General features: G+C 49.7%; 13 protein-coding genes. 6 read left to right on the top strand and 7 right to left on the bottom strand.

Annotation, left to right across the window (positions count from 1 at the left end; genetic code table 11):
• Window positions 1-315 precede the first annotated feature (315 nt).
• From VF260_05745 to VF260_05720, 6 genes are all read right to left on the bottom strand, one after another.
• Window positions 316-1,062 (bottom strand): ABC transporter ATP-binding protein, encoded by a 747-nt coding sequence (locus tag VF260_05745; GenBank protein HEX7056685.1) that lies wholly within the window; start codon window positions 1,060-1,062, stop codon window positions 316-318.
• Complete coding sequence (locus VF260_05740) at window positions 1,063-1,872, bottom strand: ABC transporter permease (GenBank protein HEX7056684.1); 810 nt, start codon at window positions 1,870-1,872, stop codon at window positions 1,063-1,065.
• Window positions 1,873-1,892: 20 nt separating this feature from the next.
• On the bottom strand, window positions 1,893-2,924 hold the full coding sequence (locus VF260_05735) for an ABC transporter substrate-binding protein (protein ID HEX7056683.1): 1,032 nt from the start codon (window positions 2,922-2,924) through the stop codon (window positions 1,893-1,895).
• Window positions 2,925-3,031: 107 nt separating this feature from the next.
• The gene (locus VF260_05730) at window positions 3,032-4,543 is read right to left on the bottom strand and encodes an MDR family MFS transporter (protein HEX7056682.1); all 1,512 of its coding nucleotides are present in this window, start codon (window positions 4,541-4,543) and stop codon (window positions 3,032-3,034) included.
• Between the two features lie 259 nt (window positions 4,544-4,802).
• Window positions 4,803-5,537 carry a GntR family transcriptional regulator gene (locus VF260_05725; protein HEX7056681.1) on the bottom strand — a complete coding sequence of 245 codons (735 nt, stop codon included), beginning with the start codon at window positions 5,535-5,537 and terminating at the stop codon, window positions 4,803-4,805.
• 52 nt (window positions 5,538-5,589) lie between these two features.
• A complete protein-coding gene (locus VF260_05720; protein ID HEX7056680.1) occupies window positions 5,590-5,736 on the bottom strand; it encodes a hypothetical protein in 147 nt (48 codons plus the stop codon).
• Window positions 5,737-6,056: 320 nt separating this feature from the next.
• On the opposite strand from VF260_05720, the gene dld reads away from it, so the two are divergent.
• The gene (gene dld / locus VF260_05715) at window positions 6,057-7,739 is read left to right on the top strand and encodes a D-lactate dehydrogenase (protein ID HEX7056679.1); all 1,683 of its coding nucleotides are present in this window, start codon (window positions 6,057-6,059) and stop codon (window positions 7,737-7,739) included.
• A 514-nt stretch (window positions 7,740-8,253) separates the two neighbouring features.
• On the opposite strand, the gene VF260_05710 is transcribed toward dld, so the two are convergent.
• Window positions 8,254-8,802 carry a hypothetical protein gene (locus tag VF260_05710; protein HEX7056678.1) on the bottom strand — a complete coding sequence of 183 codons (549 nt, stop codon included), beginning with the start codon at window positions 8,800-8,802 and terminating at the stop codon, window positions 8,254-8,256.
• Window positions 8,803-8,982: 180 nt separating this feature from the next.
• On the opposite strand from VF260_05710, the gene VF260_05705 reads away from it, so the two are divergent.
• The 5 genes from VF260_05705 to VF260_05685 form a co-directional block, all read left to right on the top strand.
• Window positions 8,983-9,642, top strand: coding sequence for a response regulator transcription factor (locus tag VF260_05705; GenBank protein HEX7056677.1), 660 nt, complete (start codon window positions 8,983-8,985; stop codon window positions 9,640-9,642).
• An 11-nt stretch (window positions 9,643-9,653) separates the two neighbouring features.
• On the top strand, window positions 9,654-10,787 hold the full coding sequence (locus tag VF260_05700; GenBank protein ID HEX7056676.1) for a histidine kinase: 1,134 nt from the start codon (window positions 9,654-9,656) through the stop codon (window positions 10,785-10,787).
• A 102-nt stretch (window positions 10,788-10,889) separates the two neighbouring features.
• Window positions 10,890-11,825 carry an ABC transporter ATP-binding protein gene (locus VF260_05695; GenBank protein ID HEX7056675.1) on the top strand — a complete coding sequence of 312 codons (936 nt, stop codon included), beginning with the start codon at window positions 10,890-10,892 and terminating at the stop codon, window positions 11,823-11,825.
• A 20-nt stretch (window positions 11,826-11,845) separates the two neighbouring features.
• Window positions 11,846-12,970, top strand: coding sequence for an ABC transporter permease (locus VF260_05690; protein ID HEX7056674.1), 1,125 nt, complete (start codon window positions 11,846-11,848; stop codon window positions 12,968-12,970).
• A 3-nt stretch (window positions 12,971-12,973) separates the two neighbouring features.
• On the top strand, window positions 12,974-13,827 hold an 854-nt coding region (locus VF260_05685), incomplete at its 3' end, for an ABC transporter permease (GenBank protein HEX7056673.1).

Raw genomic sequence — 13,827 nt, 5'->3', positions numbered from 1 at the left:
ATTGAATTTGTCGCCAATAAACCTGCCTGGAGGATAATTTGATTTGCGGGTGTCAGGTGAGAATAATGAAGATGAACACGATGCGGAAGATTTGTGGTGCACATTCATGGAGGGAGATTGCGCCGGAAGATTGCGAGGGTTGATCCGCCCCAAAGCCGAGTAAATTCAAAAAATCGGCTTTGGAACAGGCAAAGCCGGACAACTCGCCCGGCTTGTCAGGGCAAACCCGGCAAAAAGCGCGCCGCCAACCGCTCTGCTTGGCGGTCTGCAGATCGAAAGGCGTTTTTCCAGTAAAGCGGATTGGCGGATGGCCCGCTACACGGAGTATGTGCCAATATCCAGGCCATCCATGATTTCTTTGCGAATATTGACAAATTCCATGCTGTTGCGATTGCGCGGGCGCGGTTCTTCAACCGTAAGCGTCTTGATGATGCGGCCGGGACGCGGACTCATGACGTAAATTGTATCGGCCAGATAAACAGCCTCGTCAATATCATGAGTAATCAGCACAACCGTTTTGCCGCTGCCTCGCCACAAGCGGATCAGCTCATTTTGCATCGTAATGCGGGTTATTGCGTCCAAAGCGCCGTAAGGTTCGTCCAATAGCAGCACATCGGGGTCCATCACGAGGGCGCGGGCGATGGAAGCGCGCTGCTTCATCCCCCCGGAAATTTGCGACGGATAGTAATGCTCAAAACCGGAAAGTCCTACTTTCTCCAGTACTTCGCCAATTTTGCGCTCGCGCTCGTTCTCCGCGACATTGGCCAATTCAAGTCCAAATCCGACATTTCGTTCGACCGTGAGCCATGGGTACAGCGCGTGTTCCTGAAAAATCAAAATCCGCCGCGGGTTCGGGCTGTCAATCCGCACGCCGTCGGCAAGCACTTGCCCCGTGGTTGCCGTTTCCAGGCCGGCAAGCATGCGGATTACCGTGCTTTTGCCGCACCCGGAAGGTCCCACCAACGCGGCAAACTGCCCGGCGGGCACAGTCAGATTAATATCATGCAGCACTTCCAGTTCGCCGAATTTTTTGCTGACATGCTCCAATTTCAGTGTCTGCATTTACTGTTCGCCTCCCCCGATGTAACGCCAATGCAGAATTTTCCGTTTGATCTTTTCCAAAACGATATGGTCCAAGAGCATCGCAATGCCGCCGATAATGACGATGCTGGCAAGAACTTGCGGCATATCCGCGACATCCCCGGCGTAGCTGATCGTAAAACCGAGGCCGCTGGACACGCCGCCGACCATTTCGGATGCGATCAAGGAACGCCACGCGTTTCCGAAAGAAACCTGCGCGCCGGTCACAACGGAAGGCAGCGCCTCGGGAAGATACACCCTGCGCAATATTTCCCGCTTGTTGGCGCCGAATACGCGCGCGATTTCCAAATGCGTCCTGTTTACGCCCTCTGTCGCATTCATAACCGACAAAGCCATCGGGAAAAAGCTGGCGATGGTGATGACAATGATGATCGGCGTATTGCCAAACCCGATCAACAACACAAGAAAAGGAACCCACGTGATCGGCGGAATCGACTGCAGAATGGCGATCATGCTGCGCAAATAAACGGCAAAGCGGCGGGATATTCCCGCCAGCAAGCCGAGCAGCGCCCCGATAAAGCAGGCGATTGGATAACCGACAATCAAGCGAATCAAACTCAGTTCCAAACCTTGCAAATAATTTGGATCGATAAAATTTTTCGCTACGCGGCGCAAACCGACCGGTACCCCCGGCAAAATAAACGACGGAAGGAACAACGAAGCGATTTGCCAAATGGAAAACAGCGTGGCAACCGCCGCGACAAACGGCCAGGTCTTTTTCCAGATAAGCGGCCAGCGATTCGGCCGATTGTTTGCTTTATCCTTGTTCACAATGCAAAATCCTCTCGCTGTCACTTTTGCGCGTTTTGCCATGTCAAATCAAGAATGCTCTTCACATCAAGCTTCTCCTTGATAATTCCTTGATCAAGCATCATATCGGCGACTTCCTGCATTCGTTTTTCCTGGTCGGGCGTGATCTGCCAGTTGAACGTTTGCGCTGCCGCGGCGTCGCTTATAAGCTTGACGGCATCGTATTCTTTGCCGTTTTCATCTTGCAATTTTCCTTCCGGAATAAAGCGTTTGGCCAAATACGAGGCGGCTTTGTCCGGATCGTTCGTCAGCATGTCGATCGCTTCTTTTTGCGCATCAAGCATCGCATTGATCGCATCGCGATCCGAACTCAGTTTTTGCTCGGAAGTAATGACAACCATGCAAGGGAATGGCCAAACGTCGCCGACTTCATAGATTTTTTTGGCGTTCATCGTCGCCGTGGCAATTGCTTCATAGGGTTGGAAAACAAACGCGGCGTCAACTTTACCGGCGGCCAGCGACTGAATCGAAATGGCCGGATCCACATACTGCATGTTTACATCGTCGCGCGTTAAGCCTGCATTTTTGAAGACAACGCCATTCAATACGATATCCGCCGTGCTGCCTTGCTTTTGCGAAGCGATCGCTTTGCCTTTCAAATCCGCAATGCTCTTGATGCCGGAGTCCGCGCGCACAAGCATGCTGTGATAGCCCATTTGCGCGCCGCCGACAACTTTTAATCCGCTGCCTTTCGCCGCCCAAGACACTGCGTTCGTAAAGCCCAGGACGCCTGCGTCAAGCTGTCCGTTCACGATCGATTTCACCAGGTCCGTGCCGCTTTTGAACTGCTGCAAATCAACATCCAGACCATGATTTTCAAACATTTTCGCATCATACGCAAGCATAACCTGCGCATCGTCCATCACATTCAGAAAGCCGATATTAAGATGCGTTTTCTCCTTCGGTTGATCCGCTTGCTTTTTATTGTTATTGCCGCATGCGCTGACCGACAAAACGATGATCAGCGACAGCAGCATGATAAGAACGCGTTTTATTCCGAACTTGCTTGACATTGTGGTTCCCCCTATACGTTTAAAATCCTTTGGATTTAATAGGTATATTATAAAGAGCATAACCAATATAGTCAATAGATTTTGTCGGAATTATGCGCATTGTCCGATCAAGCGGGCGACCCGCTTTTTTCTCTTCTTCCGATACGGTCATTGCCCATGATCATGATCAGCAAAAATGCCAGCACGGCGGCGAGAAATCCCCAGATAAAAGTATGCGATATGGAAATCGACAGCGCATCGGTGATTTTATCCAAAATGGCGCCGGGAATTTTCGCCCGCGTCGCAGGATCCAACATTTCCCGCGGATCATGCAGCAAATTCCCATTTGCCGCGTTTGCGGGCAGGGCTGAAGACAATTGGGCGGTCATGATATTGCGTTGAATGATGCCGAATACGGTAATGCCGATTGTCATTCCCAAAGAGCGAATAAACGTAAACGTGGAATTGGCCGAGCCTCTTTGCCGAAAATCAAAATGATGGATTACAGCCATCGTTAAAACGGAAAATGAAGGCCCCACTCCCAAACCAACCAATATCATATACAGCACCAACATGGATTTTGCCGAATCGGGCGATAATGTGCACAACATGCCGACTCCGACAAACAGCAAAACTCCGGAGACGATCATGATATTGCGGAAACTGAATTTGTTCGCCAAAATTCCGCCGATCTGGGCGCCAATTACAGAACCCAGCGTCATCGGCAGCAGAATCAATCCCGAATTCGTGGCGGAGCCGCCAATGACCCCTTGCACAAAAATCGGTATATAGTACGTAGCGGCGATAAAAGCGGCGCCATAGAAAAATCCGACCGCATTGCTGACGGCATATAGACGATTTTTAAACATTTGGTAGGAAATAATCGGCTCCGACGCCCTGGTCTCGATATAGAGAAAAGCAATCAGCAAGATGGCAAAAGCGCTGAAAAGGCTGATGATGACCGCGGAATCCCAGGCGAATTGCCGTCCGCCAAATTCCAATGCAAACATGAGGCTAACAACCGATAAAACCAAAGTTGCCGCTCCCCACCAATCAATTGCTTGTTTGGTATGCACAGATGATTCCTTATAAGCGAACACTACAAAAACCAAAGCGACGATCCCTAGCGGCAGATTGATGTAAAAATTCCAGGTCCAATGGATATGGTCGGTGATATAGGCTCCCAATAACGGTCCGAACAAATTTGAGATGCCGAACACCGCTCCGAATAATCCCGTAATCTTGCCGCGTTTTTCCGGCGGAAACAAATCGAATACGATGGTGAACGCGATCGGCATTAACGCGCCGCCGCCAATACCCTGAATAACCCTGTAGAGACTTAGCTGCAAAATTGTTTGCGCCGTGCCGCACAACGCCGAGCCGATCATGAAAACAACGAGGCCAAAGATGAAAAATCGTTTGCGCCCGAACATATCCGACAGTTTGCCGAAGATCGGCATTCCGGCCATGGCGGCGATCATATATGCGGAGGTTACCCAGACAAATTGGTTAAGTCCTCCCAAATCGGCGACAATCGTTCCCATTGCCGTCGCAACAATGGTATTATCCATGGCGGCAATTAAAATGCCGATTAACAATCCGGCAATGACAAAACCAAACCTGTTTCCTTTTTCCGGCATGCTTGATTTCCCTCCATTCTCTCGTTTATTGCGCAATCTCATCCATTTTCCGTATAAGACATCGTCCTGGTCGCCTTTTATGTAATATTGGCATAGTCATCATACTAGTATGTCACATGCTGGTCAATAGAACAACTGCAAAGCCGCGGTTGGAAAACATCCTTTTTTCAAATAACAAAGCCTCCAGGAAATACTCTGGAGACTTCGTCGACCAACCTCTGTCTTTTTCCTTTCTCCAATCCAATAAAGCGCATCGCGCTCAGCGTGTAAGATGAACCCGGTAGAAATATCTGTCCGATCGATAATCCGTACATGTGAATTCAATCGGCTGCGCATTTGTGGAATAGGTGATGCGCTCCATACGGAGCAACGGATCGTTCATTTTAATGAGCAGCAATTTGGCGTCCTCCCGCGAGGCGTTGCGCGCGGCAATAATTTCGTCGGCTTCCTTTAAAAAGACGCCGTTTTGCTCCAACTCCGCGTAGAAAGCAATCTTCTCCAGATCTTTCCCCATGAACAGCTGGCCAATCTCGATCGGCCAATAACTGTGCTCAATGGCGATCGGTTCTTCATTGCCAAGCCGTATTCTTTTGATATATAGCACGTTGTCATCTTCCGCTAGCGACAATTTTTCCGCAATCCATTTGTCAGGTATCATTCTCCTGACCTCAAGCAGCCGGGCTCCCGGCTTAACTCCCTTGGCCAGCATTTCTTCCGCAAAACCGGTCAGCTTGCCAAGCCGCTCCTCCATTCTGACCGAACAGACAATGGTGCCTTTCCCTTGTTTCTTTTGCAGTTTTCCTTCCTTGACCAGGGCATTGATGCCTTCCCTGATGGTCGTTCTTGAGACATTATATTTTTGAATTAACTCGATCTCGGATGGAATGATTTGTCCCGTTTGCCATTCGCCGCTTTTGATTTTTTCGTCAAATATTTGTTTGATTTGATAATATAGCGGTGTTGGCAAATTTGCATCCGGCATTCTTTCGACCATTTTTATAAAAACCTCCAAATAATGATAATACCATATCATATCATCATTATATTTAGATGGTCAATTTTCTCGCAGGGATCGTTTCAACATGACGCTTCTTCAGAAACTCAGCCAGACGTCTGGCTGCCCCAAAGCCGATTCCTCTTGTTCCGCCGGTTATGAGCGCCGTTTTCCCGGCAAATTCTAGCTCCGTCTTCATTTGAACAGCCACCTTATCCCTTTCGTTTTGGTTTCCCTCTTTCCATTTCCGCAAACCTTGCCTTGCAAAGCGACGATCCTGTCTATCATTTCGCTGCTTCCAGTTTCATTTTATTACTTCTAATGTTATAATAACATCATGATGTTTGACTGTTAATGTTGACATCCGCCAAATCTCGCCGACGTCTCTGGCAAGCTGCGGGGCAGCCAATAACCGCGCGCAATCCAAAAATGGATTGACTACTTGCGAGCCGTGTTGTATTCTACCGACAATAACAGTTCCGGGGCTGTGCAGAGGAACAATTTCAAGGAGGCGGCAAGATGAAAAATCCATTTATCTCGGAACTTGAAGCGATTTTAGGGCGCAAATATATCATTACCAATCCCTCCAAAACTTTGCGTTATCGCAAAGGCTATCGCTCGGGATACGGGGAGGCGCTGGCTGTTGTCAAGCCGGGAAATTTGACAGAGCTTTGGCGAGTTCTAAAAACATCCGTCAAATTCGATAAAATCATGATTATGCAAGCGTCGAATACAAGTTTGACAGAAGGCTCCACTCCTTCTGGCGAATATGATCGCGAAGTCATCATTATATCCACAACCAGAATGAAAGGACTTTATTTGCTGAATGGCGGCAAACAGGTTTTGGCTTTTCCGGGCACTACGCTCTATTCACTTGAGAATGCGTTGAAACCGCTGGGGCGAGAACCGCATTCTGTGATCGGCTCGTCTTGTCTTGGCGCGTCGGTTATCGGCGGGATTTGCAACAACTCGGGCGGCTCGCTTGTCAAACGCGGACCTGCTTACACGGAACTGTCACTGTTTGCCCGCATTAACGAAAACGGCGAGCTTGAGCTGGTGAATCACCTCGGTATCGATTTGGGCGATACGCCTGAACAAATTGTTGCCAATCTTGACTCTGGAAATTTCGATCCGAACGCTGTCCCGGAGTCGCCTAAACATGGGCACAATTATACTTATCAAATGCGCGTGCGCGACATCGACGCCGATACCCCGGCCAGATACAATGCCGATCCCAACCAGCTCTATGAATCTTCGGGTTGCTCCGGCAAAGTTGCCGTGTTCGCCGTGCGGCTCGATACGTTCCCGAAAGAACAGAACGAAAAGGTTTTCTACATCGGAACCAATACTCCGCGCGTGCTGGAATTGATTCGCCGAAAAGCGCTGTCAGAGTTCGAACATCTCCCTGTCGCCGGTGAATACATGCACCGTGATATTTACGATATCGCCAAAAAATACGGTAAAGATTCATTCATTATCATCAATAAACTGGGCACTGACCGTTTGCCTTTCCTGTTTGCCTTGAAGGCCAATACGGAGCGGATTTTGGACAAAATGAAAATATTCAAACCTTATCTCCCCGACCGAATCTTGCAAAAACTAAGCTATCTGTTCCCCAACCATTTGCCCAAAAGAATGGAGGAATTCCGCGATAAGTACGAGCACCATCTGATCCTCAAAACGTCGGGCGCGGGCAGCGCCGAGGCCGAAGCTTATCTGACGGAATTTTTTAAAGAAGCGGAGGGCGATTTCTTCGTTTGCACGCCAAAAGAAGGAGCTGCCGCATTTTTGCATCGGTTTGTGGCGGCGGGTGCGGCAATTCGCTACCAGGAAGTGCATCAGGACGAAGTCGATGATATTTTGGCGCTTGATATTGCCTTGCGCCGCAATGATATGGACTGGTTTGAAGAGTTGCCCGAGGAAATCTTAAGCCAGATTGAGCACAAGCTTTACTACGGACATTTCCTCTGTCATGTGCTGCATCAGGACTACATCGTGAAAAAAGGAGTCGACGCGCACGCCTTGAAGGAAAAAATGCTGAAGCTGTTGGATTCGCGCGGCGCAATTTATCCCGCGGAACATAATGTCGGTCATCTCTATAAAGCTGCGCCGGCGCTGGTTGATCACTATAAAAAATGCGACCCGACCAATAGCTTCAACCCGGGCATCGGAAAAACATCAAAGCTTAAGAACTGGTCTTAAGTAGACCTGAAAAAGCCGATAAGCACGACAGGGAATGAATGTGATACGGTAAACATTTGGCTTGTATCGCTATTAGGGGAGGGAATGCGGGGCTGCACACCGCGAAAGTAATCTGGAAAGCGGCAAAGGAGTGCGATCGCATAGGCGCGGCCCAGGGTGAGGATGCCAAACTCGTTGGCCGCGGCTTTGGCGGTAGCCAATGAAACGGCAAAAATGGCGTCGGCTCAGACCATCGTGCAATAGCCGCGCCAACCGCCCAAATCGGCTGAGCGCATTGGCTGCAGCAAGCTTTCATATACAACGCTGCGAACTTTTCGATGGATTTTTTACGTTAACTTGCTTTATTGTCGTTTTTTTGTTTCTTTCGCCAGTGCGCACGACGCGAAAATCCTCCCCCTCTGCATGACCGTTTGTTAGTTCGATCGCATCCTCCCATTTCTCAAGCGGCATCTTCGCGTCATCTCCAACTGAAACGAAAATACAAATTGAGTCGGGCCCTGAATCAACTCACGGGTCAGACCATGTTGCGTTGTCCCGCCTGCAATTGTTTTTGCTTTTTTAACAAGATCATATAATAAACGACATAATAAGCAAACATAATCAACATAAGGCCGGCCGTCCAGGAATCGGCTGCAGAACTTAAGTTTTGCAGGTCATTCGGATTCTGCTTGCCTTGTTGAACCTGATCCAGTATTCCGCTTGAAAAGACACCATAAAAGCGGTAAACAAACCGGGCCAGAAAAATGAATGTTACAACGGCACCGATCCAAACGTTCGGGCGGTAGTACAAGAGGCCTTCCCGCTGTGCAAAATCGGTTACTTTTGCGCCGTAAAGCGCCAGGACAACACCCAATCCAATTCCCGCAATGTCAGAGATTAAACTGATCGGATGGAAGACTCCTTCGATGAAAAAAAGCAGCCCCACGACCAAAAATAACACGATCCGAATTGTCATACTGCCCGATCTTAGATGCTGCCAGCCGATGTTGCGGCGTACCCGCCGATAGATGGCAAAAAGAATGAGGGCAATCATGATAATAAGCGTGCTCGAATGCTGATCCATATTCATTCCTCCAAACTTGTTACCGCGAATTTTATTATTATCATACCTCTTGCTGTCCGATTTAGCGACTACCCCAAAGTTAGAATTTAAAATTTCGCCTCTATCGTTGGATAGAGAAACTTGCCTGTTGTAAAATAACTTTATGAAAATGGAGGGACGGATTTGAAAAAAATCAGGGTTATGATAGCCGACGACAATTCCTTTATCCGTGAAGGAATGAAAATTATCCTAAGCAGCTTCAGTGATTTTGATGTGGTTGCAACGGTAAGCGACGGCAAGGAAGCGGTGGATTTCTGCCGTAGCCATGAAGTCGATGTGGCGCTTTTGGATGTGCGGATGCCGAACATGAACGGAGTTGAGGCGGTTCGGGCGCTGACGGCGGAAACAAACGTCAAGCCGCTTATCCTGACAACGTTTGACGACGACGAGTACATTGTCGATGCAGTCAAATTCGGCGCCAAAGGCTACCTGCTGAAAAACACCGATCCCGAGCGTATTTGCGATGCGATCAAAAGTGTTTACAACGGCCAAAGTGTGATGCAGGATGAAGTATTGAACAAGATCAAGAACACCCTGAAAGCCGAGCGGGAGCCTGCCGTTCCGCCTGCGGCGGAGCCGCCGATTGACAAAAGCCGCTTCACCGAGCGGGAGCTGGATGTGATGGCGCTGATCGCGAAGGGCTTGTCCAACAAGGAAATTGCCAAACGGTTGTTTATTTCGGAAGGCACGACCGCCAATTACATCACATCGATCCTGAACAAGACCGGATTGGAACATCGGACGCAAATCGCCATTTATTATTTGACCGGTTCTTCAAGCGGCGAAAACGGCGGCGCTTAAAGGGGATCGATATGGAAAAATGGGCGATTGGCTACAAATCGGTATTGCTCCTTTACGTGATTGCCGCCATTTATTTTTCCGCTGCCGGCGGGACAGATGCGGCGGCTGCGGGAGACAGCCTGCAATCATTGGAGTTGCTGGCGTTCCTGCTGTACATATGCGTAAATATTACGATTTACATCGTCAATAATGCACGTTTCATGCAGCTTGTCATCTTGCTTTCGCTGCTGCTCGCGGCTTTTTGCGCTTACGGATTGCATCCGCTTTATATTTTGCTGCTTCCGCCCAACTTATACGAATTGGCGGCATTCTATGCAAAAAGGTTCGGGTTCTCGCTGATCATCGCATTGATTCCGGCATTGTTCATCAATCCGGCGCTGTTGCCGCAATACGGATTCGTTGCTTGTTCCGCATTTCTGGTGCTGGCCATGGCGCGGCTTTTTCAAAAGCGCATGGAATTGTACGAGCAGACGCTTGAGACGAGGCGCAGCGAGATAGAGCGGCTGTCGCGCGCCTTGAATGAAAACGAAGCGTTTATCCGCCAATCGGAATACACATACCGGCTTGAGGAACGGAACAAGCTGTCCCAACAAATCCACGACCAGATCGGGCATGCCATGGCCGGTGCGCTGATTCAGATGGAGGCGGCGAAACGTTTGCTGTCAAGTGATGCCGATAAAGCCTCAGCGCTGTTGCAAAATGCGATTGCGATTTCCAAGGAAGGCATTGAAAGCATCCGGTTAACACTGAAAAGCATAAAACCCCCGACGGAAGAGCTCGGCATTAACCGGCTTAGGCTGATGATCGATGAATTTACCGGTACGCACGGTTTGGACGCGACGCTAACACACAACGGCAATATCGACGCGATCACCCCGCTGCAGTGGAAAATCATTCAGGAAAATGTCCTGGAAGCGATGACCAATGCCGTCAAATACGCCGATGCCACGCGGATCGAGGTTGACGTCACGGTGCTGAAAGCAATGATCAAGGCAACCGTCTGCGACAACGGCAAAGGCGCCGGCAAGGTGGTGAAAGGACTAGGCATTATCGGTATGGAGGAGCGCACAGCCGCCGCTAACGGCACCGTAATCATCGACGGCGCACACGGATTTCGTGTCACTACGCTAATCCCAATCCAATAATATGAATTTTCTCATAGGTAAAGGATGAACTTATGCACTGACGTGAGCTCATCCTTTTTTTATACAATGGTTGCAGAATTGTGATACGGGAGTGAACCAAACATGAATGTGCTGGAAATGAACCAGGTAACGCGGAAATTCGGCGACTTCATCGCCGTGGATAACATTTCGTTAAGCATTCGCGAAGGAGAGATCTTCGGATTCCTCGGCGCCAACGGCGCGGGCAAAAGCACAACAATCAACATGATCGCGCAGTTGTTGCGGATAACAAAGGGAGAGATTAACCTGTTGGGCAAAAATATCGAGCGGCACGCCCATTTCGCCAAAATGAATCTCGGGATTGTTCCGCAGGACCTCGCCATCTATGAGGACATGACGGCGTATGAAAACGTAAGTTTTTTCGCCGGGTTGTACGGGCTGCGCGGCGGCAAGCTGGACGCGCGGACAAACGAGGCTTTGGCCTTCGTCGGCTTAAGCGACAAAGCGAAGGATAAACCGAAAAACTTCTCCGGCGGGATGAAACGGCGGTTGAACATTGCCTGCGCGATCGCCCATCACCCGAAATTGATTATTATGGATGAACCGACTGTCGGCATTGACCCGCATTCCCGCAACTTCATTCTGGCATCCGTACGCAAACTGAACGAAATGGGCTGCACGATTATCTACACCAGCCACTACATGGAAGAGGTAGAAGAAATCTGCACCCGGATCGCGATTATCGATCATGGCAAAATTATTGCCGAAGGCACCAAGGAACAGTTGAAAGCCATCATTACCGATACGAAAGACATCTGGATCGAGACAAAGACGGCGGAGGAAATTCCATTAGGCGCTATCCGCAGAATTTCCGGCGTGCAAGCGGTGGAGACGGACGACAATATCATCAAAATTCACTCGCGCGCCGAAATCAACAATTTGAACCGGATCATCCAGGAATTGCTCAAAACCGGCGTCGAGATTCGCGCAGTGCAGGAAAAAGAGCCAAATTTGGAGACGGTATTCCTGACCCTTACGGGCCGAACCCTCCGCGATTAGTACAGCGAGGTGACAACGACATGATGCACATCTTAAACATTGCAAAAAAGGAAATCAAAAGCGATTTCCGCGATTTCCGCACATTGGTTTTCATGCTGGCTTTTCCGATCGTACTGATGTTGATCCTGGGGACGGCGCTCACCAATGCTTTCAGTTCCAATGTTCAACTAGGTGATATCAAGCTTTTATATACAGTCGATGCGGGCAGCAGCTTAACGTCATCCTGGCAACAGTTCGTTAAAGAGGCGGGAGGCTTCGATATTCAGTTTGTGCAAGCAAAACCCGGGACAGACGGCAAAAGCAAGGTGGAAGACTACACATATACCGGTTACGTCGAAGTAACCGACAACGGCCTTGACTACTTCGGCAGCAGTATCGATACGATCCAAAGCAATGTGCTCCAGGGGATGCTGAACGCCTTTGCCGACAAATACAATCTGGCTTCGAGCGCCGCAAAAACCGATCCCGCCAAAATAGGCGAAATCCTGGCCGCCTCGGCGCACGGCGATTATGTGCAAGAGCGTACGCTTCATGCCGGCAAGGCTCCCGGGTCGCTCGATTACTACGCCATGGCAATGACCACGATGATTGTAATGTATGCGGCGATCGGGGCCAGTACCTTGATCAACCGGGAGAAAAGATACAACACGGCGTTGCGTCTGCTCGCTTCTCCGGTTTCGCGCGGCAAAATTTTTACAGGCAAAGTGTTGGGCAATATCGTCTTGAATTTGCTTTGCGTCGTCATTGTGGTTGCGTTCAGCCGCTTCGTCTATCAGGCAAATTGGGGTACTCATTATGACGCGGTCTTTCTCGTACTGCTTAGCGAAACCGCGCTGGCGGTCAGCATCGGGCTTGCCATCAGTTATTTCCTTAAAGGGGAAGCTTCGCGCGGCGTGCTGACGATCCTCATTCAAATTTTCGCCTTTATCGGCGGCGCATATTTTCCGGTCGGGGCAGTCGGCGGCGATTTCTTGAGCTTCCTGCCGAATCTGTCGCCGATCTATTGGGCAAACCGTTCGCTCACACAAATCATATACGACGGCAACGTACTCGCAGCGCTGCCAACAGCCGGTTTAAATTTCGGGTTGGCCGCATTGTTGATCATGCTCGCTGCATCCGCGATGAACCGACGGGAGGGGTTTTAAACCATGTCCAACTTGCTATGGCTTGTTCGTAAAACATTGTTTAACACATTCCGCTCCAAAAAGAAATGGGCGTCCTATATCGGTTTGCCGCTTGTCGGCGTCATCGTCTCGTTTCTGATCTACGGCAACGTTCATGGCGGTTCGCTGCGCATCGGAATCGTCAACGCCGACGGCCATGCGGCCATTACCCAGGATGCCATTGCCTATGTCAGCGGCTTGCAAGCGGTGAAAGTTACTAACGTGGATAATGCGGAACTGAATCGGCAGCTTGTCGCGGGAAAATTGGATGTAGGGCTTGTGTTTAAAGAAGGGTTCGGCCAAAGCGTCCGCAACGGGCATCCTGACGGTGTAAGCATCGTATCCGTAAAGGGCGCGCAAGTAACCCGCTACACGAAAGTGATGCTTGATGCCTATATCGCCAACATAGCGGCGATCGGTAAGGCTTCCGGAACGGATAACGCGAAATTCCGGCAGATGTACCATGATTACCGGAACGGTACATTCCAGGTTACGGCCAGGACATTAGGCGATGTGTCGGCAAAAAAAAGCACCGGTTACCAATCAATCGGCTTTCTGCTCCTGTTCATGCTGTTTTCCGCCTTCAATATGACGGACTTGATTCTGAAAGAGAAAGAAAACCGCACGTATTACCGGCAATTGTCGTCGCCGGTTACGGCCAGAACGTATATCCTGGCAAATGTAACTGTCAGCATTCTGGTCTTGGCCTTGCAAATCATGGTCACCTTATTCGTAATGAAGTACGCGTTTCATCTCGCGGAAGGCGTGTCTCTGTTGGAAACGGGCAGCATCTTGCTCCTGTTCGGGTTGGGAGCCGTCAGTTTGTCGCTTATGTTCAT

The sequence above is a fragment of the Bacilli bacterium genome, assembly GCA_036381315.1.
GTDB lineage: Bacteria > Bacillota > Bacilli > Paenibacillales > KCTC-25726 > DASVDB01.
Note: the sequence above shows the minus strand (reverse complement) of the source record. Positions and strands in the feature narration are given on the sequence as shown.

Coding starts and splice junctions, on each gene's coding strand:
- VF260_05745 (HEX7056685.1), bottom strand. CDS start 1,062: ATGCAGACACTGAAATTGGAGCATGTCAGCAAAAAATTCGGCGAACTG.
- VF260_05735 (HEX7056683.1), bottom strand. CDS start 2,924: ATGTCAAGCAAGTTCGGAATAAAACGCGTTCTTATCATGCTGCTGTCG.
- VF260_05730 (HEX7056682.1), bottom strand. CDS start 4,543: ATGCCGGAAAAAGGAAACAGGTTTGGTTTTGTCATTGCCGGATTGTTA.
- VF260_05725 (HEX7056681.1), bottom strand. CDS start 5,537: ATGGTCGAAAGAATGCCGGATGCAAATTTGCCAACACCGCTATATTAT.
- VF260_05720 (HEX7056680.1), bottom strand. CDS start 5,736: ATGAAGACGGAGCTAGAATTTGCCGGGAAAACGGCGCTCATAACCGGC.
- dld (HEX7056679.1), top strand. CDS start 6,057: ATGAAAAATCCATTTATCTCGGAACTTGAAGCGATTTTAGGGCGCAAA.
- VF260_05710 (HEX7056678.1), bottom strand. CDS start 8,802: ATGGATCAGCATTCGAGCACGCTTATTATCATGATTGCCCTCATTCTT.
- VF260_05705 (HEX7056677.1), top strand. CDS start 8,983: ATGATAGCCGACGACAATTCCTTTATCCGTGAAGGAATGAAAATTATC.
- VF260_05700 (HEX7056676.1), top strand. CDS start 9,654: ATGGAAAAATGGGCGATTGGCTACAAATCGGTATTGCTCCTTTACGTG.
- VF260_05695 (HEX7056675.1), top strand. CDS start 10,890: ATGAATGTGCTGGAAATGAACCAGGTAACGCGGAAATTCGGCGACTTC.
- VF260_05690 (HEX7056674.1), top strand. CDS start 11,846: ATGATGCACATCTTAAACATTGCAAAAAAGGAAATCAAAAGCGATTTC.